The 22758-nt window shown below is 48.5% G+C and carries 23 protein-coding genes and 1 tRNA gene; 14 read left to right on the top strand and 10 right to left on the bottom strand.

Features of this window, described 5'->3' with window-relative positions; genetic code table 11:
• The first annotated feature begins 49 nt into the window (after nt 1-49).
• Both CXB77_RS12090 and CXB77_RS12085 read left to right on the top strand, forming a co-directional pair.
• Nucleotides 50-808 carry a substrate-binding domain-containing protein gene (locus CXB77_RS12090; RefSeq protein ID WP_242445686.1) on the top strand — a complete coding sequence of 253 codons (759 nt, stop codon included), beginning with the start codon at nt 50-52 and terminating at the stop codon, nt 806-808.
• Nucleotides 809-814: 6 nt separating this feature from the next.
• Nucleotides 815-2809 carry an ATP-binding protein gene (locus CXB77_RS12085; RefSeq protein WP_105074121.1) on the top strand — a complete coding sequence of 665 codons (1995 nt, stop codon included), beginning with the start codon at nt 815-817 and terminating at the stop codon, nt 2807-2809.
• A gap of 78 nt (nt 2810-2887) precedes the next feature.
• On the opposite strand, the gene CXB77_RS23135 is transcribed toward CXB77_RS12085, so the two are convergent.
• Nucleotides 2888-4783 (bottom strand): FAD-dependent oxidoreductase, encoded by a 1896-nt coding sequence (locus CXB77_RS23135; protein ID WP_105074120.1) that lies wholly within the window; start codon nt 4781-4783, stop codon nt 2888-2890.
• A 179-nt stretch (nt 4784-4962) separates the two neighbouring features.
• On the opposite strand from CXB77_RS23135, the gene crtY reads away from it, so the two are divergent.
• Entirely contained in the window at nt 4963-6141 is a 1179-nt protein-coding gene (gene crtY, locus CXB77_RS12070) for a lycopene beta-cyclase CrtY (RefSeq protein ID WP_105074118.1), read from the top strand.
• Nucleotides 6142-6201: 60 nt separating this feature from the next.
• On the opposite strand, the gene parC is transcribed toward crtY, so the two are convergent.
• Nucleotides 6202-8499: a DNA topoisomerase IV subunit A gene (parC, locus tag CXB77_RS12065; protein ID WP_105074117.1), complete on the bottom strand. Its 2298-nt coding sequence runs from the start codon at nt 8497-8499 to the stop codon at nt 6202-6204.
• Nucleotides 8500-8618: 119 nt separating this feature from the next.
• On the opposite strand from parC, the gene CXB77_RS12060 reads away from it, so the two are divergent.
• From CXB77_RS12060 to CXB77_RS12050, 3 genes are all read left to right on the top strand, one after another.
• Nucleotides 8619-9035 (top strand): phosphate-starvation-inducible protein PsiE, encoded by a 417-nt coding sequence (locus CXB77_RS12060; protein WP_105074116.1) that lies wholly within the window; start codon nt 8619-8621, stop codon nt 9033-9035.
• A 143-nt stretch (nt 9036-9178) separates the two neighbouring features.
• On the top strand, nt 9179-11152 hold the full coding sequence (locus CXB77_RS12055) for a GspE/PulE family protein (RefSeq protein ID WP_105074115.1): 1974 nt from the start codon (nt 9179-9181) through the stop codon (nt 11150-11152).
• Between the two features lie 52 nt (nt 11153-11204).
• Nucleotides 11205-12068: an HDOD domain-containing protein gene (locus CXB77_RS12050; protein WP_242445685.1), complete on the top strand. Its 864-nt coding sequence runs from the start codon at nt 11205-11207 to the stop codon at nt 12066-12068.
• Nucleotides 12069-12083: 15 nt separating this feature from the next.
• Here the strand turns inward: CXB77_RS12050 and CXB77_RS12045 are convergent, their stop codons facing one another.
• Both CXB77_RS12045 and CXB77_RS12040 read right to left on the bottom strand, forming a co-directional pair.
• Nucleotides 12084-12509, bottom strand: coding sequence for a SufE family protein (locus tag CXB77_RS12045; protein WP_105074113.1), 426 nt, complete (start codon nt 12507-12509; stop codon nt 12084-12086).
• A 27-nt stretch (nt 12510-12536) separates the two neighbouring features.
• Entirely contained in the window at nt 12537-12863 is a 327-nt protein-coding gene (locus tag CXB77_RS12040; protein ID WP_105074112.1) for a HesB/IscA family protein, read from the bottom strand.
• Between the two features lie 433 nt (nt 12864-13296).
• Between CXB77_RS12040 and CXB77_RS12035 the strand changes: the two genes are divergently transcribed.
• The 6 genes from CXB77_RS12035 to pth all read left to right on the top strand — a co-directional run bounded on the left by CXB77_RS12035 (nt 13297) and on the right by pth (nt 18410).
• Nucleotides 13297-15072, top strand: a complete 1776-nt coding sequence (locus CXB77_RS12035) for a tetratricopeptide repeat protein (RefSeq protein ID WP_105074111.1) — start codon at nt 13297-13299, stop codon at nt 15070-15072.
• Nucleotides 15069-15941: a 4-(cytidine 5'-diphospho)-2-C-methyl-D-erythritol kinase gene (ispE, locus tag CXB77_RS12030; protein WP_105074110.1), complete on the top strand. Its 873-nt coding sequence runs from the start codon at nt 15069-15071 to the stop codon at nt 15939-15941. Before CXB77_RS12035 ends, ispE begins: the two co-directional genes overlap by 4 nt.
• Before the next feature lie 30 nt (nt 15942-15971).
• Nucleotides 15972-16047 (top strand) — tRNA-Gln (locus CXB77_RS12025).
• A 40-nt stretch (nt 16048-16087) separates the two neighbouring features.
• Complete coding sequence (locus CXB77_RS12020) at nt 16088-17041, top strand: ribose-phosphate diphosphokinase (protein WP_105074109.1); 954 nt, start codon at nt 16088-16090, stop codon at nt 17039-17041.
• A 107-nt stretch (nt 17042-17148) separates the two neighbouring features.
• Nucleotides 17149-17751, top strand: a complete 603-nt coding sequence (locus CXB77_RS12015; protein WP_105072353.1) for a 50S ribosomal protein L25/general stress protein Ctc — start codon at nt 17149-17151, stop codon at nt 17749-17751.
• Between the two features lie 74 nt (nt 17752-17825).
• On the top strand, nt 17826-18410 hold the full coding sequence (gene pth / locus CXB77_RS12010; protein ID WP_105072354.1) for an aminoacyl-tRNA hydrolase: 585 nt from the start codon (nt 17826-17828) through the stop codon (nt 18408-18410).
• Between the two features lie 34 nt (nt 18411-18444).
• Here pth and CXB77_RS22020 read toward each other — a convergent pair whose 3' ends face one another.
• From CXB77_RS22020 to CXB77_RS11995, 6 genes are all read right to left on the bottom strand, one after another.
• Nucleotides 18445-18828: an ATP-binding protein gene (locus CXB77_RS22020; protein WP_242445684.1), complete on the bottom strand. Its 384-nt coding sequence runs from the start codon at nt 18826-18828 to the stop codon at nt 18445-18447.
• A complete protein-coding gene (locus CXB77_RS22015; protein ID WP_242445683.1) occupies nt 18789-19061 on the bottom strand; it encodes a hypothetical protein in 273 nt (90 codons plus the stop codon). The genes CXB77_RS22020 and CXB77_RS22015 overlap by 40 nt, the downstream gene beginning before the upstream one ends.
• A complete protein-coding gene (locus tag CXB77_RS22010; RefSeq protein WP_242445682.1) occupies nt 19040-19273 on the bottom strand; it encodes a hypothetical protein in 234 nt (77 codons plus the stop codon). The genes CXB77_RS22015 and CXB77_RS22010 overlap by 22 nt, the downstream gene beginning before the upstream one ends.
• A 17-nt stretch (nt 19274-19290) precedes the next feature.
• The gene (locus tag CXB77_RS22005; protein ID WP_242445681.1) at nt 19291-20130 is read right to left on the bottom strand and encodes an ATP-binding protein; all 840 of its coding nucleotides are present in this window, start codon (nt 20128-20130) and stop codon (nt 19291-19293) included.
• A gap of 41 nt (nt 20131-20171) precedes the next feature.
• Entirely contained in the window at nt 20172-20603 is a 432-nt protein-coding gene (locus CXB77_RS12000) for an acyl-CoA thioesterase (RefSeq protein ID WP_105074108.1), read from the bottom strand.
• 78 nt (nt 20604-20681) lie between these two features.
• Nucleotides 20682-21287 (bottom strand): hypothetical protein, encoded by a 606-nt coding sequence (locus CXB77_RS11995; RefSeq protein ID WP_105072355.1) that lies wholly within the window; start codon nt 21285-21287, stop codon nt 20682-20684.
• 268 nt (nt 21288-21555) lie between these two features.
• Here CXB77_RS11995 and CXB77_RS11990 point away from each other — a divergent pair, with 268 nt between their 5' ends.
• Nucleotides 21556-22263, top strand: coding sequence for an FHA domain-containing protein (locus CXB77_RS11990; protein ID WP_105072342.1), 708 nt, complete (start codon nt 21556-21558; stop codon nt 22261-22263).
• 108 nt (nt 22264-22371) lie between these two features.
• On the top strand, nt 22372-22746 hold the full coding sequence (locus CXB77_RS11985) for a HesB/IscA family protein (protein ID WP_105072343.1): 375 nt from the start codon (nt 22372-22374) through the stop codon (nt 22744-22746).
• Nucleotides 22747-22758 lie beyond the last annotated feature (12 nt).

The raw sequence follows: 22758 nt of genomic DNA, 5'->3' as shown, positions 1-22758 counted from the left end.
CTAAACAAGAGAAATAATTATGGCTTTATTACGACATCGCATTATCTTATTGACTATCACAATTTTTGCTGCCAGTTCCGCAATTGCGCAAAACAATTCAGCGGAATTGTTGCTCTATTGCGGTATTACAATGGTGCGCCCGATGACTGAAATTGCGCAGCGTTTTGAGCAGCATGAAAAGGTCAAGATCACCATTGCACAAGGTGGCTCAGAAGACCTTTATCAATCCGCCAAAAAAAGCGGTGTCGGTGAATGGTATTTGCCTGGCGAACCGAGTTACCGTGATAAACATCAGGCGGAAGGCTTACTTGGTGATGCCGTCACTGTAGGTTATAACCAAATGGCATTAATGGTACAAAAAGGTAATCCCAAACACATTAAAGCTGATCCGCGTGAACTGTTACGCAAAGATGTCATCGCTATTATTGGCAACGCAGAATCCGGTAGCGTTGGTCAGGAATCCAAAGTGATTCTGGAACAACTTGGCATTTATTCAAAAGTGGTTCGCGCTACTGCTTTTCTCGCACCAGATTCGCGCAGTCTATTAAATGCGATGAAAAAACAGGAAGCAGATGTCACGCTAAGTTGGCGAGCAACGGGCTATTTTCCTGACAATGCAGCAGTGCTTGATGTGATTGATCTTGATTCCAAACTTGCCAAGCCACAAGCACTGCTTCTCATTCAATTGCAACACACAAAATACCCAGAATTGGCGCAACGTTTCATGCGCTTTACAGCGGGTGATTTTGGTCAAGCGATTTTCCGTAAGCATGGTTTCCTTGATAACCAGACCACTATTAATCCCTAATTTGCGATGAATGCCATCATGGAGCAATTTAGTCAGGACGGCGCAGCGCAAGTGCCAGTGGCGGGTTTAAAAACCACTGGCACATCAATTCGTTGGCTGTTTGGTTTATTTATTTTATGTCTTGTGTTATTAGTTGGGTTACGAATACTTTTTGCAAATCTTCAAGCAGAATTGAGTGCCTATAGCGCCAATGAACGGGCACGTTTATTTATTGGAGAAGAAATAGTACGCAGCATTCATGGTATTGAAAAAGACCTCTATCGCATGGCGTCAACACCAAATTTAGTGGGACTCAAACGAATCAATCGCGCAATCCAAGATCAATTAAATAAATTACAGCACGATCTGCTGGTGCTGAAAAACGGCGGAGTGGTGATGCAGCGCGTACAGCTTAATTTGGATGGACGTGATGAGATGATTAGAGAGGCGAATTATCGCCCCGATCATAGCCAGCAACATGTCATGGAGTTAATTGAAATTGCGCCATTGCTCGAACAATTAACGAGCAAAATTGCAGAATTAGAACGCATGTTAATTAAAAGCTGGGAAGCGCAGGAAAATGAAGATCGCCAAAGTTTTTTTGATCTGCATTTTGAAATTGATGGATTTTTAAAACATGTTCCGCCGTATTTTGAACGATTGGATGAAAATGCCAATCGTTTATTTTTTGATAGTAGTGAACGATTGCGTGAATTAGAAATGGCGTTGCAGTTGCAAAGTGAACGACTAAAATGGGTTGAATGGTCGCTGGTGTTATTAGTGGTGTTATTAACCAGTTTGGCGAGCTGGTTATTTGTAAAACGAATTAACCAAGCCAATCGCCAGCTTGCTGCCACAGTTGAAGAAATGCGCAGTGCGAAGGATGCGGCTGAACGCGCCAGTCGAGCGAAATCGGAATTTGTTTCGCGGATGAGTCACGAATTACGCACACCATTAAATGCCATTATTGGGTTTGCGGAATTATTGGAAGCAGAGCCATTGTCGTTATCGCATAAAAATTATGTGAGTTTAATTGGTAATTCGGGTAAGCATTTAATGGAGTTAATTAATGCGGTGCTCGATCACGCAAAAATTGAAGCAGGTGGATTGACGCTGGAAAGCATTGCTTTTGATTTTCATGCCGCAATTGAATCAGTGAAGACGATTGTTGGCGATCGAGCGCACAGTAAAGGTCTCGATTTTGTGGCAAATATCGATCCAGATTTAGCGCATTTTGTGATTGGCGATCCAACACGATTACGGCAAGTGCTCATTAATTTATTGGTTAATGCGGTGAAATTTACTGAGCAAGGCGCAGTGACATTGTGTATTGCGCCAATGAAAACACAGATTGTATTTAGTGTCCGCGATACGGGTATTGGAATGGAGCCAATGGTGTTGGCGCGGTTATTTAAACCATTTAGTCAGGCGGATGATTCAATTACGCGGCAATACGGCGGAACTGGGCTGGGGCTATTAATTTCAAAAGAGTTAATTGAGGCAATGGGCGGTGAAATTGACGTAGAAAGTCGCCCCGGTATTGGCAGTGTGTTTCGATTTTGGCTGCCATTGCCACCCGCGCCAGAAATGCCGTTAGCCGCAATCAGTGCGCCACAGTCGGTTAAACAGCAGGATTTAAAAAGTTTAGTGAACGGGTTGGTGCTTTTAGTTGACGATAATCTTGTAAATCAGAAACTTGCCGGTGCGATGCTTAATCGTCTCGGATTGCCGCATGAATTTGCAGACAATGGAGTAGTGGCGTTGGAGCGCGTCGCAAACACCAGTTATGCGTTGATTTTAATGGATATGGAGATGCCGGAAATGGATGGAGTGACAGCAACGTTGCATCTTCGCGCCCGCGAGATTGAATACGGCAGTGGGCACATTCCAATTATTGCGATGACTGCTAATGCAATGCAGGAAGACCGTGAGCGTTGTTTCGCAGCCGGAATGGATGGTTATGTATCCAAACCGGTGCGTTTGAGTACGCTGGAAGCTGAAATACGGCGGTTATTTGTATGAAATAAGTTTCCGCTCTTTTTGATTGACGAATTAAAAATCAATTTTAATGCGCTAAAAAAGAGCGAAAAAATTTCTCAATTAACCGATGACCAACGGACCGACTAAATCCACGCTGGGAATGGGATTCTCTTGTAATTTCTCGGCAACCAGAATGTGATTTGCGGCCATGCGTCCAGTCATGGTTGCGGCTTCCATTAAATTAGCTGGCACTTCCAAGCGCAGAAAATCTCCGCCTAAAAACAGATTTTCAATCGGAGTTTCGACCCCCGGACGTCCAGCATAATCACCCGGTGCCCAGCGCGGAAAGTTTTTCTGCATCGTGTAAATGTCATACACAATAGATGCGCCATCTAATTCGGGAATCAATAGATTCAATTCCTCGCGCATGATTCGCTTTACTTCTTCTTCCGGCAACACATTTTCCGGTTCGACTGCATAGGCGTGAAGTTCAATTACCGATCCCTGATGACGTTCTGCCCAATCCTGATATTGCGGTTGCAACTGCGAATAAATCGCAATTGAATCGGTGAATTGATAACCGCTTGTCGTATAAAAAGGGACATCCAGCGGCTTCATTGTTCGATCCAACCAAATGCGCCAAACAATATAGGGATCAGCGACGCCCAACTGCTCGACGCTTTCAATAAATTGTTTATTCGACAGCGTTGAATGTGCAACGATTTCTTTTAATCCGGGCACGTCACACGCCAGCACCACATAATCGGTTTCCAGCGTGGTTCCAGTGGCGCGAGCACTCAAGCGCAATTGTTCGCCTTCCCGCGTGGTATTCATTGCTACCAACGGCATTTTGGTTGGGCCGGCAGTGGGCACACCGTCCGCGTTATATTTCGCGCCGTGACACGGACAGGCAAAACCACCAGTCGCTGCATCCAAACCGACTGGGCAACCCATGTGCGTACAACGTCCTGATACTGCATGAAATTCGCCCTGCGCATCGCGCTTGACGTAATACAAATCAGTCGGACTGCCCCAAAACGGCGTCCACGTCGTTTCCACATCAGCGGCGTCGATGCTGTGATCCTGCGCTGGCATTTCGCCGGGGCGTTTGAGCACAACTTTGGTAATGCGCCCGTCCTGTTCTATTAAATGCTGCACTTCCATTCCCGACAGAATTGTGCCGCCGAGTGCCTTTAAGCGTTCCGTTAATGGCGTCACGACTGAAGTCATGGCATCGTCAATGGTTTGGTCATAGCCCATTCCATCGGGATTGCCGAGATAAAAGAAATGGAAAAACTTAATTCCCTCAGCAGTTGAATACTGATGAAACTGATTAAATGAAGTGTGCGCAAAGGGTTCGACAATGGTATCGACCATCGGCTGATTGATGCCCTGACAGAACGTCTTAAAGTCGATGTTATCCAGCCGGGCAAAGGTGTCTTTTGGATCGTAGCGCATCAACTCGTAAATGTTGCCCATTGGATCATTAAAATCCATAATCGAAATGGATTTTGCTTGATCGACCACTGACAGCAGATTGAACGGAAACAGTGTGGTTGTGTTCGTGAAACACTCGGCTTCTTTGTTCTTAAACAGAATGGGATAATTCTTCACTGGCTTAAAATTGCCACGCAATCCCAATTCATTTAATAAGCCATGCAGATTGTAATACTGATTGAAAAAACCATGAAAACCGTGCTCGGTCGCCATCGTTTCGCCATTCACATCGACATTCCATCCGGTTAAACGTCCACCGAGATTAACCGACCGCTCAACTAACGTCACTTGAAAACCGCGTTTAAGCAATTCATACGCCGCTGCCATTCCCGCCAGCCCACCGCCGACCACCACCACTCGTTTTGGCGTTGTTGGTTTTAATGGAAGCGCATCATTATTGGCAGCAATAAATGGTAAAACAGTGCGCCGAGGTTGGATTGCATACAAACCGAGTGCGCCAAAGGTCAGGGTTCCCAGCGCAGCATATCCAACATTGGTCAAAAAACGACGACGGTGCATAACTTCAATTCTCAATAACAAAAAGGGCGACAAGTTTAACCGGATTGGCGCTGAAAACGCGCTGATTGATCTCACTGCAACCACGATGAAAACTGCGACCGAATCCCATGATAAGCTGTTAATTCGTTATAAATCACCGCGCTTATCATTCATCACCGTTGCAACAGGAGACAACACCCATGACAGCATCTGCTAACGCATCCATTGACGCCGATTATTTATTGGTCGGCGGCGGTCTTCAGAACGCTTTGATTTTACTCGCACTTGCGGCACGACAGCCGCAGGCATCCGTTTTGTTGTGTGAACGCGACACCGCGCTGGGCGGCAATCATATTTGGTCATTTCAGGCGTTGGATATGCCGGAAACGGCGCGACCGTGGGCGGAGCAATTGGTCGAATATAGCTGGCCTGGTTATCAGCTTTATTTTGCAGAATCAGCGCGTTGGGTCGAGGGCGCGTATCGTGCTTGCAGCTCTGAACATCTTGATCGCGTCGTGCAGCAGGTGGTTGCCACACGCCCCAACATTCGCATTTTGACCAATACGACGGTCACACATTGCGACGCGACCAGCGTCACGCTGGCGGATGGGCGGGTGCTGCGTGGACAACTGGTGATTGATGCGCGGGGTCCCGAACACAGCGCCCAGCGTCGTGGTGGCGGTTATCAAAAGTTCGTTGGTTTGGAATGTCAATTGCGGCAGCCGGTGAATATGAACGCACCGATTTTAATGGATACGCGCTGCGCCCAGCGTGACGGCTTTCGGTTTCATTATGTCTTGCCATTTGCTGCCGATCGCGTGTTAATTGAAGACACTTATTTTTCCAATACACCAGATTTGAATGTGGACGCGCTGGCAGCGGGAATTGTTGCGGAAGCTGGGCGATTAGGTTTCGATGTTGAAAAAGTATTACGCACCGAAGTTGGCGTATTGCCAATGCCAGCATTAAGCACCTTTCATCCGCGCAAAACGGGCGCACTCATTGCGGGATATGCTGGCGGTTGGTTTAATCCCGGCACAGGTTATTCATTTGCTGCTGCGGTGCGTTTAGCCGAGCACATTTCTAATGTGCCTGTTGCTGAAGTGTATGGCGATCAGTGGAAAAAATTAGTACGGCATCAACGCATTCAAGCGCATTTTCTCGCTTTCCTCAATTTAATGATGTTTGGCTTTTTTCACGACAGCAAACGCGCTAAATTGATGGAGCGTTTTTATTTAGTGGCTGATGTCGTGGTGCATCGTTTTTTTGCAATGGAAAGCACTTTAGTTGATATGTGGCGCATTATGTGGGTTGGTGCGCCGTGGACGCCAAAAGGCTGGGCAAAACGCGCCACTGCGCCAGCAAATCCACTGCGGTAATTTCGCAATCAGCAATTGAATCGACAAGCTCCCATTGGAGCTTGTTAATCGCCAGCGCAATTACAAAATATCACCAGTTTTTAATGTGTTAATAACGCTGCCAAGCAATTGATCGACGCGCTGAAAACCACGCGGCAATAGCCGCCCACGTCGCCCGCGTTCATTCCGATATGCAATAATATCCGCCGGTTTTAATGTTAAATCGCGTTTCCCTGCCAATACCGTTAACGGGCTATTCGGCGCAATCACCGCCAGCGCCACGACGATTTCTGCTCGCGTCGCCAATTTCGCCGCTGGAATTCCGATTAACCGATTGCCCTTGCCCCGCGCCAGCGCCGGCACTTCATCCAACGCAAATACCAGCAAATAACCGGCGCTGGTGACAACCGCCAACTCTGCGCCAGCCCGATCATCCGGCAATAGCAGCGGCGGCAATACCTGCGCATCGGCAGATAAATTCAACACCGCTTTTCCGCTTTTTGGTTTGGCAATCAAATCGTTAAATTGCACGATGAAGCCGTAACCGGCATCGGATGCCAGCAGATATTGCGCTGCGGGCGCTTCGCCGAGCACCGCGATAAACCGCGCTTCGGCTGGCGCATCAAAACGTCCGGTTAACGGTTCGCCTTGCCCGCGAGCAGACGGTAAACTGTTGATTGCAAGTGCATAACTGCGTCCAGTCGAATCAAGAAACACCGCAGTTTGATGACTGCGCAGCCGCGCCACCATCAGCAGCGTATCGCCAGCGCGGAAACTCAAACCCGCTGCGTCCACATCGTGTCCTTTCGCGGTGCGCACCCAGCCTTTTTCCGACAACACCACCGTCACCGGTTCGCTCGGCATCAATTCGGTGTCATCCATCGCGCTGGCGACATTGCGCATCACGAGCGGCGAGCGGCGATCATCGCCCAATTGCGTTGCCAGCGCCGTAATCTCGGCGCGGAGCACTTGATTTAATGCGCCAGCGTCGCCGAGCGGTTGCTGCAACTGGTCGCGCTCGACAGTAAGCGCAGCCAATTCCGTGCGAATTTTCACTTCTTCCAGCCGAGCGAGCTGGCGCAGGCGCGTATTCAGCACGGCATCTGCCTGCGTTTCAGACAGATTAAATTGTTTGATTAACAATGGTTTGGGATCGTCAACGGTACGCACCAGTTCAATCACTGCATCGAGATTCCGCAGCGCAATCAATAGCCCGTCGAGCAGATGCAGCCGCGTTTCCACCTGATCGAGCCGCTGCTGCAACCGTCGCCGCACCGTTTCGCGCCGAAAGGTCAACCATTCCGTCAAGATGTCGCCGAGCGTCATCACTCGCGGTCGTCCATCCAAACCGATCAGATTCATATTGACGCGATAACTGCGTTCTAAATCAGTGGTGGCGAACAGATGCAGCATCAGCCGCTCGGCATCGACGCGGTTGGAGCGCGGCACGATGACGATGCGCGTGGGGAATTCGTGATCGGATTCATCGCGGAAATCCTCGATCATCGGCAACTTTTTGGCGGTGAATTGCGCGGCGAGCTGCTCCATCACGCGACTGCCGGAAACCTGATACGGCAGCGCAGTAATCACAATATCGCCGCGTTCAACGCAATAACAGGCGCGTTGGCGCACACTGCCACCACCAGTTTGATACAGCTTCAACAATTCAGCTGGCGCGGTGATGATTTCGCCCGCAGTCGGAAAATCAGGCGCGGGAATGAACTGCACCAATTCGGCAACGGTCGCGTCTGGCTGGTCGAGCAAATGCAGACAGGCGCGAGCAACTTCGCGCAGATTGTGCGGCAGGATGTCGGTTGCCATGCCCACCGCAATTCCGCTCGCGCCGTTGAGCAGCAGATTGGGCAACTGCGCTGGCAGCAGCCGAGGCTCTTGCAGCGTGGCATCAAAATTCGCTTGCCAATCAACGGTTCCTTGATCGACTTCGCCCAGCAACAGCGCCGCGTAAGGTGTCAACCGCGATTCGGTGTAGCGCATCGCCGCAAACGATTTCGGATCGTCTGCCGAGCCCCAATTGCCCTGCCCATCAATCAACGGATAGCGATAACTAAATGGCTGCGCCATCAACACCATCGCTTCATAACAGGCGCTGTCGCCGTGCGGATGAAACTTACCGAGCACATCGCCGACAGTACGCGCCGATTTTTTGAACTTGGCGCTCGCCGATAGCCCCAATTCCGACATGGCATACAAAATGCGCCGCTGCACCGGCTTCAATCCATCGCCGACATGCGGCAGCGCCCGGTCGAGAATGACCGACATCGCGTAATCTAAATACGCTTGTTCGGTAAACTGTTTCAGTGGACGACGCTCCAGATTAGTATCTGAATCGCCTTCAAAATCAAAGAGATTTGTACTCATAGCGTGTTAGTTTCGCTCGCAAACAGGCGAACATGATAGGCACAAATCAATGATACCGCTGCTTTCTATGTAACCCGAACTCTATACTGCGCAACTCACTTCTATTTGGAGCACAGGTGATGTCTTTAAACGAAAAAATTGATCATTGGTTATCCACCATTTTTCAGTACACAGAAAAAGCGGTGTTAGTTGTCATTGGCGGGCTGGCGCTCATTGGAATTGGCGAACTGGTGTGGATCATTTTTCAACATCAGGAAGTCAGTCTTCAAGACCTATTGATGATGTTTATTTACATCGAAATCATGGCAATGGCCAACATTTATTTTTTACGGCGTACCGTACCCTTTACCTATCCAATGTTTATTGCCGTGACTGCCTTATCTCGATTAATTGTATTGCAAGGCAAGAATATCGCACCAGAGAATTTGTTGTTTGAAAGCGGCGCAATTTTGTTAGTCAGTATTGCAATTTTAGTGGTGCGATTTAGCCAGCGTCACTGTTTGGGAGAGGAAAACGAAGACGGAGCACAAAAATAAATTAACATCATTCAATTGACCAGTGTCAGTCACACTGGTCTAAATTTGTAACCGCTCAACAGCAAATATCACTCAATAGCGTTTTTGCTGCTTCATTTTCATGCCATGATAAGGCGACTTCACTTTTCATACCAGTTATTAATATGCCAAATCCGCCTTATTCAGATCAACCTGATCCAACGAACCAGATTGCAAATGTTCTCGAAGCGCGTGGAATTGTGACGCCAAATTTGCCAGCGCAGGATACCAGTAAACAAATTGCCGCCCTTTTAGAAGAACGTGGAATAGTGACCCATGAACAACTAATACAAGCAAGACGTGTACACGGCAAATTGAGAGATGATTATTCGCTGACAAAAGTATTGCAGGAATTGGGTTATGTCGATGCTAAACAACTGCGTACTGCTTTACGCGAACAACGCCAAGTTGTGCCATTGGGCAACTTGCTGGTCGAATTAGGTTATCTTAAACCACAGGAATTAAGGTCTGCATTACAAGCGCAACAGTACCCTGAATTTCAAGGCAAAAAGCTGGGAGAAATCCTGCTTGAAAAACGCCTGATTCAAGAACATCAATTAATTGAAGTCCTCGGCGATCAACTCGGATTTTTAAACGAAGAACCCAGTTTTACCGATATTGATCACGATCTTTTATTTCAAGTCACCCCTGACTGGTGTAACCGCTTTCAAGCCATACCGATTCGCCGTAGTAACGATGGAGTGGTGATTGCATTCCGTAATCCATTGGATGGAATTGCCCGGCAGGCGGCTGAAAGCGTTTATGGCAAAGTCATTGCGGCAATTAGCACTCGCAGGGCGATTGAAGATAGCATTAGCAGTTATGAAAATAGTCGTCAACACAGTCGCGCACGTCCGGTTGAATTAAATGAAGCGGATGTGATTAGCGTCGTTGATAGTTTAATTATTGATGCTTTAGAATTAGGTGCAAGTGATATTCATATTGAACCAATGCGCCAGCAGCTTCGTGTCAGAATGCGCCGCGATGGTATTTTGATTTTACATAAAGAATTAGATCGAGCGATGTCGCCAATTATTAGCAGCCGACTTAAAATTTTGTGTCAAGCAGATATTGCCGAAAAGCGTCGTCATCAGGGTGGTGGTTTTCGCTTCGATGATCCACGCAGCGGACGCCGCAGTGATGTTCGCGCATCGTTTTTTGCAACTATTTTTGGTGAAAAAATTGTTTTACGATTACTGAGTCGTAAAGCTGAATTACTCGATATTAATGAAGTTGGCATGGCAAAAAGAATGCTGGAGCGGTTTATCGGCGATGCACTTGATTTACCCAGCGGCGTGATTTTAATTACCGGACCAACGGGCTCTGGTAAAACCACTACCTTATACGGTTGTATCAATTATCTTAATGATAGTGAACGCTGTATTATTACTGCTGAAGACCCAGTTGAATATGTCATTGACGGTATTGCGCAATGCAATCTCAATCCAAAAATCAATCTCACATTTGAGGAAACATTGCGCCACATGGTGCGCCAAGACCCTGATGTAATTGTATTGGGTGAAATCCGCGATCAATTTTCAGCGGAATCAGCAATTCAAGCTGCGTTGACTGGTCACAAGGTGTTAACGACTTTTCATACCGAGGATAGCGTTGGCGGATTGTTGCGCTTGATGAATATGCAAATTGAAACTTTTTTAATTGCGTCAACTGTGGTATCTGTATTAGCGCAGCGGTTGCTGCGTCATGTGTGTAACAACTGTGCAGAACCCTATCGTCCGAATGCACAAGAATTACATCGCTTGGGTGTACATCAAACAGATTTAATTGGGGCTAATTTTCGCAAAGGACGAGGTTGTAGCGAGTGTCAATACACAGGTTATGCTGGACGAGTGAGTGTTTTTGAAATGCTCATTCTTAATGAAACGGTAAAAGATGCTGTGATTTCCAAACGCTCATCCTCGGAAATTCGTCGTGCAAGTATTGAAAGCGCAGGGTTAGTTACACTATTAGAAGATGGTTTAGCTAAGGCGGCGATAGGCGCTACAACCATTCAGGAAGTGTTACGCAATTTACCACGCTTAGGGCGACCACGACCATTTAAAGAAATTTTGCGACTCATTGGTGATATTCCGCAATAATGTAATCATATTTCAATTTGCAGCGATTTTATCTATTTAACTAAGGATGCCTGTGAGCAATAGTAAATCACTAAAAGCACTCATTGATGAACGTTTTGAATCCGACAGTTTACAATTGCCGGTGTTTAATCGCGTCGCATTGGAATTGCAGAAACTCAAGCAATCTGGCAACGCCAGCATCCGCCAAATTTCTGATTTAATTATGAAAGACCAATCGTTAGCCAGTCGGGTACTGCGTTTGGCGAATTCATCTTTTTATGGCGGATTAAAACAGGTTGAAACCATTAGTGCTGCCGTGACGCGCTTGGGAATGAATCGCGTGGCAAATCTAGCAATGGTTGCATCACAGTTAATGGCGCATGACATTCAAACTAAAGCGGTAATTCATTACATGCCAGAATTGTGGCGTCATTCGTTTGTGTGTGCGACTGGTGGACGCTGGCTGGCGCAGCAAACGGGATATGATGCGTTAGCAGAAGAAGTATTTTTAGCTGGGTTATTACATGATATTGGCGAGCTATTTTTACTCAAAGTTTTAGATTTACTGGCGCGTGATGCTGAACATCCAGTGCCAATGACTAAAGCGTTGGTTGGTGAAGTTTTAGAAGCAATGCACAACGACATTGGGAGTCGGTTATTAGCTAAATGGGAATTGCCTGAAGTGTATTCACGAGTTGCTCGTGATCATCATCTCGATGGTTTTAATGAAACTGATGTTATTTTAGTAATTACGCGCTTGTCAGACATCGTGTGTCATAAACTCGGTATTGGTTGTGAAGCGGATTTCGATATTGTATTGGCGGCGACCCCAGAAGCGCAGGTTCTGGGGTTGCGTGAAATTAAATTGGCGCAGTTGGAAGTGTTATTGGAAGATGTAGTTGCTGAGGCAAATGCACTTATTGTTGCGCCAAAATAAGGTCTGGCATTACGGTTAATTTATTGGCGTATTTGCTGCCTGCGCTTTCATCTTATTGACAATAGCATATACGCCAACATGTCGATTGGGACTGAGATTTTCTTCAAGTCGCAGTTCTTGAAACAGATGATCAATATCGAGTGCAGCAATTTCTGAGGCTGTTTTTCCAGAAAATAACCCAATCAATAGCGCAACCACACCTTTAATAATTGCAGTATCGCAATCACCGCTATAATAAAGATGCTCTGGGTGTACAGCATCTGTTTGCGCAACGACATGCACTAAACTCATACACTCCAACACTTGATTATCTGCTGTTTTATACACAGCATTCATTTCTGGCAATGCCTCGCCAAGTTCGACGAGATATTGATAGCGTTGGTCCCAGTCGCCTAATAGATCGAAGTTGTCGATGATTTCGTGAATGTCAGCATGATACATTTGAAGTGCTCGCGGAAAATAACATCACTAAATGCTAAAGGATTCGCCGCAGCCGCAGCGTTCTTTTGCTTGAGGATTGCGAAATTCAAAGCCTTCATTTAATAGGCTGGAACGCACAAAATCAATCTCCACACCATCAAGATAGGTTAATTGTGCGTTGTCAATGACGATTTGAATGCCGTGACTTTCAAAAACGCAATCAGTATCGGTAATCTGTTCGGCATAATCGACGACATAAGCAAAACCGTTGCAGCCACTTTTTTTAGTGCCAATGCGTAAACCAATACTATTGCCGTATCGCGCCAGCATTGCGGTGACATGTTTCGCTGCTGCTTCTGTGAGTGTGATTGCCATGATAAAATTCCTGTGATTAAAAATGCAGGTTAAATTCGGTGCATGATTGCGGTTATGATTTCGATGTTAATTCATCGCTAAACGCATTGATGAAAACAATTTCAATGCGGTCACTGAATACTCTACCTTTTGCAGCATGTTATCGCATGATGTACTCACCTGAGTAGATTAGTCGTCAAATTAAGGAGCAAAATTTATCCGGTTGCTTAACGTGCTGTTCAGCAACCTCAGCATCAAGTCCCTTGTTGCCTGCTGCGCAAATTGCTGGGAGCTTATGATCAGCCGTATCGTATTGATCGGCGGTGATCTTCATGCACAAAACGACAATCTAGTGGACAATTGTCGCCGCTGTGCAGCGAGCGTTTTAACGGTTTGAATTGTCAGATGAAAGAATCCACTTTTTGAATGTTTCTGGTTTTGCGGATTTACACCCATGTCATTGTTGACCTTATCTTTATCCTGTGTTGTCGCTACGGCGACGCTTTGTGCATCGCCTGTCGTGTTGGCGCGTGCCGATCCCGCAGCACCTGCGCCAGCTGCGGCGCTTACTGCATTTCCAGCAACAAATTCGATGAAAACCGCTGGGCTGAATGCCGAGCAGGTTTACGCGATTTTATTGGGCGAAATTGCTGGACGGCGTGGCGACATGAGCACTGCATTTACGCAGTATTTCAAAGCCGCACAGTTGACCCAAGCGCCGCAAATGGCGGAATTGGCGGCACGGGTGGCAATTCGCAGCGAGGATTATGACGCAGCGGATCAGGCAGTGCGGCTGTGGTTAACGCTGGCTCCGAATGCGCCGATGGCACAACAGGTTGCTGCGTTTTTGCGGATTCACGCCGAAGATCAAGAAGGTGCGTTGATTCATCTCAACCGTTTGATTGAATTGAGCGAAGGCGCAAATGAAACGGTGTATGACGATGCGGCGGCGCTCATTGCGCGGGCGTCCACACCAGAATTGCAACTGCGCTTGATGCAGGCGCTGGTGACGCAGTTTCCTGAAAGTGCCGACGCGCAGCAGGCATTAGCGAGTCTTGCTGCTGGGATTTCGCAGTTTGCAATTGCGGATAAAGCGGCACGGCGGGCATTAGAATTGCGTCCGGAATGGAATAAACCTCGGTTATTTTTAGTACGGCTGCTGCTAACGCAGGATAAACGCACCGAAGCGCGACAATTGCTGGAAAGTTTCATTGTCAATACGCCAAACGATCTGGCCATGCAGATGCTTTACGGACAGTTTTTAGTTGAAGAAAAGGAATTCACTTCAGCGCGAGCAGTGTTTGAACAATTATTAAACAGTCAACCGAAAGCGCCAGAAGCATTATTTGCAGCGGGGATTTTATCGCTGCAACTTAATGAGTTTGATCGTGCACAAGCGTATTTCACGCGGCTTTATGATACTGGTGAGCGTCAAAATGATGCCGCGTTTTATTTGGGACAAGCGGCGGAACAAATGAATGATGTTGCGGCGGCGCTCAATTGGTATCAGAAGGTAGAAGAAAACCATGTTGCTGAAGCGCAAATGCGCATTGCGGTATTACGCGCAGCAGCGGGTGATGTCGCCGCAGCGCGAGAAATGTTGCAGCAATTGCGTATTGATTCGCCAGAAGATGCAGTGATGTCAACGCTGGTTGAAGCGGAAATTCTCGAAAACGCTCATCAAGCGGAAGAAGCGATGCAAGTGCTAAATGCTGCATTGAATGAGCAACCGGATGCAGTGGATTTGTTATACGCACGCGGATTGCTGGCAATCAATTTGGGACAATTAGAACGTGGCGAGCAGGATTTACAACAAATCATTACGGTGGATGCCGAAAACGCCAATGCGTTAAATGCGTTGGGTTATACGCTCGCCGATCGCACTGACCGTTATACGGAGGCGCTGGGTTATATTGAACGCGCTTATAAACTCAAACCCGATGAGCCAGCAATTCTCGACAGTTTGGGCTGGGTGCATTACCGATTGGGGCATTTAGAAACGGCGCGGGATTATTTGCGGCAGGCGTTAGCCGCATTTAATGACGGTGAAATTGCAGCGCATCTCGGCGAAGTATTGTGGGCAATGGGGCAGCAAACCGAAGCGTGGACAGTGTGGAATGCGTCATTAGCGGCGCATCCTGATGACGCAGATTTGCAAAAAGTGATTGAGCGTCATCGCGTCCTTAAAACAGAAGCCAATTCAAATAATGCTAAAGGTGCGCCGAAATGACATTAACGCCAGATTTGAATCAGGTTGCAGCGAATGCGTGGCCAGCGCCAGCCAAACTCAATTTGATGTTGCGAATTACCGGACGACGCGCCAATGGCTATCACGAATTGCAAACGGTATTTCAATTCATCGACCGCTGCGACCGGCTGTGGTTTGATGTCCGCGCTGATGGTCAAGTACGGCGCGTGAATGAAGTCGTTGGCGTGGCGGAAGCGGATGATTTGACGGTACGCGCCGCGCTGGCGCTGCAACGAGCGACGGGCTGCGAACTCGGCGCAGACATTCGCTGCGAAAAGAATTTGCCGATGGGCGGCGGTCTCGGTGGTGGCAGTTCGGACGCTGCGACGACGCTGGTGGCGTTAAATCAGTTGTGGAACACGGGATTAAGTGAAAATGAATTGGCAACGCTGGCGCTGCCGCTAGGCGCAGATGTGCCGGTCTTTGTGCGCGGACGAGCGGCGTGGGCGGAAGGCGTCGGTGAGGAATTGATGCCAGTTGATCTGCCAGAATCGTGGTTTTTGGTGGTAATTCCAGATTGTCATGTGTCCACCGGGGCAGTTTTTGCACATCCGCAATTGACACGCAATTCTAATCCCATCAAACTTACCGACTTTCTACGCGGGGATATCACCAACGACTGCTTGTCGGTCGTGCGAAGTGAATATCCGCCGGTTGAGATGGCGCTACACTGGCTTGAACACTGGGGTGGTGGTCGATTAACCGGAACTGGAGCCTGCGTATTTGCGGTATTTGATGATCGAGAACTGGCGCTCAATGCGCACCAACAACTTCCTGCATCTTGGCAGGGTTTTGTTGCACAAGGTTTGAATTATTCGCCATTATTGGCGAAGCGCGACGAACACCGATGAACATGAATTAAACTCAATAGTTGTTTTTATTGGGGTGTAGCCAAGCGGTAAGGCACCGGGTTTTGATCCCGGCATTCCCCAGGTTCGAATCCTGGCACCCCAGCCAACTTCCAATCTCCTCGCAACGCGCAGACAAGAATTTGCCCATGCCTGCCAGCCAATTGATGGTCTTCTCTGGAAACGCTAATCCAGAACTTTCAGTCGAAATCGCCGGTCATTTAAGCCTTCCGCTCGGTAAAGCCGTCGTCGGTCAATTCAGTGACGGCGAAGTGATGACCGAAATTCAGGAAAACGTGCGCGGCCGCGATGTGTTCGTGGTGCAATCAACCTGTGCACCGACCAATGACAACCTGATGGAGCTGTTGGTGATGATCGACGCGCTGCGTTGGGCATCCGCCAAGCGCATCACCGCCGTCATTCCCTATTTCGGTTATGCCCGCCAAGATCGTCGCACCCGCTCGGCGCGTGTTCCCATTACCGCCCGCTTGGTGGCGAAAATGATCGGCGAATCCGGTGCAGATCGCGTTTTGACCGTCGATTTACACGCCGATCAGATTCAGGGTTTCTTTGATATTCCGGTCGATAACGTCTACGCCTCACCGATTTTGCTCGGCGATGCGTGGCGGCAGAAATACGATGATCTGATGGTCGTGTCGCCAGATGTCGGTGGCGTGGTGCGGGCGCGAGCACTGGCGAAACGTTTAGATGACGCGGATTTGGCGATTATCGACAAGCGGCGTCCACGTCCCAATGAAGCCAAGGTGATGAATATCATCGGCGATGTGCGCGGACGTTCCTGCATCTTGATTGATGATTTGGTTGATACCGCCGGAACGCTGTGTCGTGCTGCCGAGGCATTGAAAGAACATGGAGCGCGGCTGGTCGCAGCCTATTGCACTCATCCAGTGCTCTCCGGTCCCGCAGTCGCGAATATCTCAGCATCGCAATTGGACGAATTGGTGGTCACGAACACCATTCCGCTGAGTGCTGCGGCTAAAGCCTGCGGCAAGATTCGTCAATTAAGCATCGGCGAATTGCTGGCAGAAACCATGCGGCGCGTGTCTAACGAAGAATCCGTCAGCTCGTTATTTATTGATTGATCTCAGCATGGCGCGGCATTTTGATGCCGAATTGCCATGACCACGCCGAAAGTCTGGTCGCGGACTTTTGGCGTTTTTCTTTTTATCAACCACAGTGGAGAACGCCCATGAGCGTCAGTTTTAATGTTATTGCCCAGCCGCGTGTTGACTCAGGAAAGGGTGCGAGCCGCCGCCTGCGTCGCACCGGACTGGTGCCAGCCATCGTGTACGGTGCGCATTTGGAACCAGAAATGATTACGGTTTCGCACAACGAATTGCTCAAGCATTTGGAGCACGAGGCGTTTTATTCACACGTCCTTGATCTGACGATTGGCGACGCAGTGTCTAAAGTCGTGTTGAAAGACATGCAGCGGCATCCCGCCAAGCCGTTCATTTTGCACGTCGATTTCATGCGCGTGTCGCAGGACGAAAAGCTGCGCATGATGGTGCCGATTCACTTCATCAACGAAGAAAAGTGTAAAGGCGTCAAGATCGGCGGTCAGGCATCGCACAAAATTACTGAAGTTGAAATCGTGTGTTTGCCCGCAGATTTGCCGGAATTCATCGCTGTTGATCTCATCGACATGGAAATTGGCGACATCGTCCATCTGTCGGAATTGGTGCTGCCAGAAGGCGTGACGCTGGCGCATCAGCCTGATCCTGATGAGCCGGTCGCGGTCATTCATGGAGCGCGTGGCGGCAGCGACGACGCCGAAGAAGCAGCGGTTTAAGCGCGATTAAATGCTGGCGCGGCGCATTTTCATTGACGCAGCGCCAGCACCATTTATTTAGTGAAATCATGGCAATGAGCGACACTGGCATCCGTTTAATCGTCGGTTTAGGCAACCCCGGCAGCCAATATGAAGCGACTCGCCACAACGTCGGATTCTGGTTCGCCGATATCGTCGCCCGCACTGCGTCCGCACCCTTTCGCGTCGAGCCGAAATTTTATGGCGAAATCAGCCGTTTATCCCGTGCTGGCTGCGATCTGCGCCTACTCAAACCCGCCACTTATATGAATCGCAGCGGCCAATCCATTGCTGCCGTGTTGCGTTATTTCGACATTCTTCCAGAACAAATTTTAGTCGCCCACGACGAATTAGATTTGCCAGTCGGCGCAGTGCGCTTAAAACAGGGCGGCGGTCACGCTGGGCACAACGGGCTGCGCGATACGATCTCGGCACTGGGAACCCGCGAATTTTGGCGGTTGCGCATCGGCATCGCGCATCCCGGCGACCGTTCACTCGTCACTGGCTACGTTCTCGGTCGCCCATCGCACGATGACCAGCAACGCATCATCGCCGCGTTAGATGATGCTGAACGCGTTGTGGATGATCTGATTGGAGCGCGTTATCAAGCCGTGATGAATCGACTGCACACGCCGATTTAATTTAATTCTGCTTCATTATCAAGCACTTCAGCGTTTACCGAATTTGCCGCCACCAGCGATTGATGATGTCGGCAACATCCAAATCCTCCGGCCCTGCGCTCCAACTCTGCGCCAATGGCGCATCCTGACTTGCTGGCGGCGGATTCGGACGATCTACCAAAATGCGCGACGGCAGCAGCGACGCATCGCCGATTGCCAACACTTCGCCGCGCCGCAGCGACGCCAGCATATCCGCCAGATTTTTTGCGCCTTCCGGCAATAAACGCCGCACATATTCTTGATCGTCGGCATTGGAAATGCGCAAACATAAATAATTGCCGCATTGCGACAATACTGTTTCTGATAATTCAGTTGGGCGTTGACTCACAATGCACAGCGTCACTCCATATTTGCGTCCTTCTTTGGCAATGCGTTCCATTGCGCGGCGCGTTCCAATGTATTGCGTATCGGTATCGCGTGGAATGTATTGATGCGCTTCTTCACAACCAATAACAACGGGAATTCGTGACGGCGCGGATTCCAATAATTGAACTCGAAAGCCAGCCGACCAATTTGTGCAGAAACGACTGGACGCAAATCGGTCGGAATTGGGCTGAGATCAATCACCGTCACCTGCCGCTTTGGTTCGCCTAAGCCAATGAAATCACGCATAATCCTTCAAGGCTGGCAGAATTGTTGTGTTTTTGCGGATGCAAAAAGAAATCATAACGCGCATCGTTATACATGGATTGAAAGCGCACAAGAAAATCATCAAATGCGCCGTGCAATGGTCCTTTGGCTTTACCGAATTCGAGCTTTTCTTCGTTGGCTTTTTTAAATCGCTGATACAGTTCTTCAATAGAAAAGTACACTGGCGAATCCACTGAAATTCGTTCTAAGCCTAAATGTTGATTGGCTTGGCAGCGCAGGCTAAATAACGCATCGCGTAAAAACGCAATTTGCACCGTCGCATTGCATCGCTGCGTTCAATGAATAAATCAACCAATTCCGAATAGGTCAATAACCAATACGGAATTTCCAATTCACGCGCATCCAAATGACGAGCGGTTTGCGCAGGAAAAATGCCTTGATAAGGCGCGTCTGGCGTGGTGCGCCAGCCATATTCTCCATGTAAATCAAGCAGAACGATGTGCGAATGCGGCAGCGTCGTCACCACTCGTTGCAGCAAACTACTCAGCGTCCACGATTTGCCCGCGCCGCTTTGTCCCAAAATCGCCAAATGTCGCCCGAATAATGCCGATGAATTCAGTCGCGCAGGCAGCGTTGGACGCGCTGACAGTCGCCCAATTTCCAGCATTCCCACTTGTTCGCGCACCAATAATGTCGCCAGTCGTTCGCTCGAAATCAGGTGCACGGTCGCGTTGAGCAGCGGAAAACGACTCACGCCAGATTCCAGCCGTCCCTCGGCATTGATTTCTGCCAAACCAATTAATTCCAAGCGGCGCTCGCGGCTGCTGATGCGACGTTTGTGCGGAACGCCTTGTTCTGGCAATAAATGTCGCTCCAGCGTCTCTTCGCTGCTGCGCACGACTTCTGCGAGCAAGTGCCCGGCGCGGTCGCAAATTTCGACCAGCGTCCCCAATTGACCAATCGGCAGCGTTTCTTCATCGAGGGTCAGAAAAGATAAAAATCCCTCTTTGGCGGGCAGCAGCGTGGCAATTAAGCGACAACCTTCAATGTCGATAATGCGTCCAATCAGGCTCGTTTCGGGCAGTAACATTGTTTATGCTCCTGATTTTGAACGAAATAAATCAATGTGAATTACAGTGGAATCGCGGAATGCTGAAAGCTGGTGAGCGCAGTACGCAACATTGGAGAAAGATCATCGGCGGCGCTGCCGTCGGCGTTGATTTGGCAGTGAATGGTGCGCGCAGTCGCTGCGATTTGATGGTGATGATTGAGAAAAACGTAATGAATCGCAAATGAACGGCGACGAATTTCTGCAATTGTCACCTGCACTTGCACTTGATCGCCGTGACATAGCGGCTGGCGATAATCGGCTTCGGCGTGAATGAGTGGTAACAGCGTTTGCCCGGCGCTAATCATGGCATCCAGTGGAACGCCGAGCGCAGTCATCAAATTTTCAAAGGCGTCATGCGCGTGACGGAACAGATGCGCAAAAAATAGGCGTCCGGCGGCATCGGTATCGTGCAGGCGCAGTGTGAAAAAATATGTAAAGGGCGTGGGAATCATGGGAACTGCGGCGCTGCGAGGAAAAAACGAGACCGCCGCGCCGGGCTGGGCGGCGGCGGTTTGGAGCGAATGGTTAACTTAAGAAGCAGCTAACCGAGTGCGTTTAGCGATTACTGCGCCGCGAGTGCCCATGACAAACACCGCGTTCACTGCGAAAGCAATCAACCCTACGACCAAAATCATGGTCAACGGCTTGCTTTGTGGATCGGCGATGCGCAGGGTTTCACCAATTGGCTTGAGAATGGCAATGTTTGCTGGAGCAGCTAACAGATAGGTGCAGAAGGCGAGGAAAGCGCCGAACAGAACCTGCTTCAGGTCAAGGTAAAAGCCGCCAAGAATAATGGTTAAACTCAGCAGATAAAGCAGCACCAGCGTATATTTTGGTGCGCCGAGTGCCGCAGTAACGCCTTGGGTTTGCAGCAGCCATAACAATCCCAGAAACAGTCCCCAGTGCACGATTTGCTTGATGAGATAGCTAAACCGCGACGCATTACGCGCATAGGTCGGTCCCCAGCCAGACATCAACGAAATCAGTGCTGCCAATGGCACCATAAATTCCCAGTATTTAATCGTCCCACCCAGATCGCCACGGGTGAGCGCGACAAGGATGATGGTGCTGGCATAGAGAATGAACGACGGCAACAGTGCCATCATCAACGAGCCTTGTTTTACGGATTTAGACACGATGAACCCTCCTAAACGGGTTTTTTGAAGGTGAAAATTGCGATCATTGCTGCTCGCAGCGCGAACCAAACGATCATTGCCTAGCTCAATGATATTAACGCTTAACCGAAATGGCGTGTTAAGGAAAAATGCTGAGGACAGCGGCACAAGCAGCAGCGTCTCCACTGCCTACATTGTTGGTTTGATGACTCGATCCAAACTGATGACGGCGGTAGAATAAGCACAGACTAAACGCGATGTTTCTTTATAAATCAAGGGTTTACTATCTATGCCGTTTCTTCGACTTTACGCTGATGGACACTTGCAAAAACAGTGGTCACTGACGACTAATCGACTAACGATTGGTCGAGCAAACGACAATGATATTGTGTTGCCAAATCCGCGTGTTTCAAAACATCATGCCGTAATTGAAAAAGAAGATAATGCGTTTATTTTAATTGATCAACAAAGTGCTAATGGCTCTTTTATTAAAGAACAGCGCGTTAATCGACATACACTTGAATTTTGGGATGAGATTAAAATTCATCCCTATACACTTATTTATATGGCACTCGCAAAATTGCCAGGTGAAGAAGAAGGATTAGATACACAGATTAATAAACCACTACAAAAAGAAAATACCCTGATCATGGCAGCTGATGACGTTGCTCGCTCTTTACAACAAATACAGGCACGAAAAGCCACTGTTGCTTATTTAATTTGCAAGCAAAATAACGAAAAACACGTTTTAGATCAAACAATTATTAGCTTTGGCCGTGCCCGTACCAGCGATATTCGTTGTGGTGGATTATTTGCACCAAATACGGCAGCACTCATTGAACAACGCGGCGATGGTCATTATCTCATACCAAATGAACGCGGACGTGTGTTCGTTAATAATCTTCGCATTGATAGCGCAGTACGTCTTGCAGAAAATGATCGACTTGATATTCAAGGTGCGTCCTTCACCTACTACATTCGCCCAGTACGCAGCTGATTGCTACAAATATTGGCACTCGCTAAACTTCTGCGTTTTGCACTACAATTAACAAGTAGCAATCGCTACTCATTTTTCGCTAGATAATACATTCATGAGAGGTTTTTCATGTCCGCAATACGCAATGAACTCATTAAAACCCTGACATTAACTGCGCCCGCTCAAGCAAAAATGACCGATTTATTTCGGGATATTGATGACAGCATCCAAGGTGTGCGTGTTTATGCCGCAGCGGGTGGTTGCAGTGGCATTAGTTTTGGAATGACTTTTACCGATATGATTAACGATGATGACGGCGTTTTATCTTTCGATGGTTTTAAGGTTATTGTCGATGACAGCACCCTAGAATATCTGCGCGGAGTCGAGATTGATTTCATCGATCAGGATGATGGAAATGCCACTTTTGTATTCAATAATCTGCCACAAATGGGCGGTGGTTGCAGCAGCTGCGGCTCCTCTTCATCAAGCGGCGGATGCTCTTGATTATTATTGGTG

Origin of the sequence: Chromatium okenii (genome assembly GCF_002958735.1) — a bacterium.
Classification (GTDB): domain Bacteria; phylum Pseudomonadota; class Gammaproteobacteria; order Chromatiales; family Chromatiaceae; genus Chromatium; species Chromatium okenii_A.
Note: the sequence above shows the minus strand (reverse complement) of the source record. Positions and strands in the feature narration are given on the sequence as shown.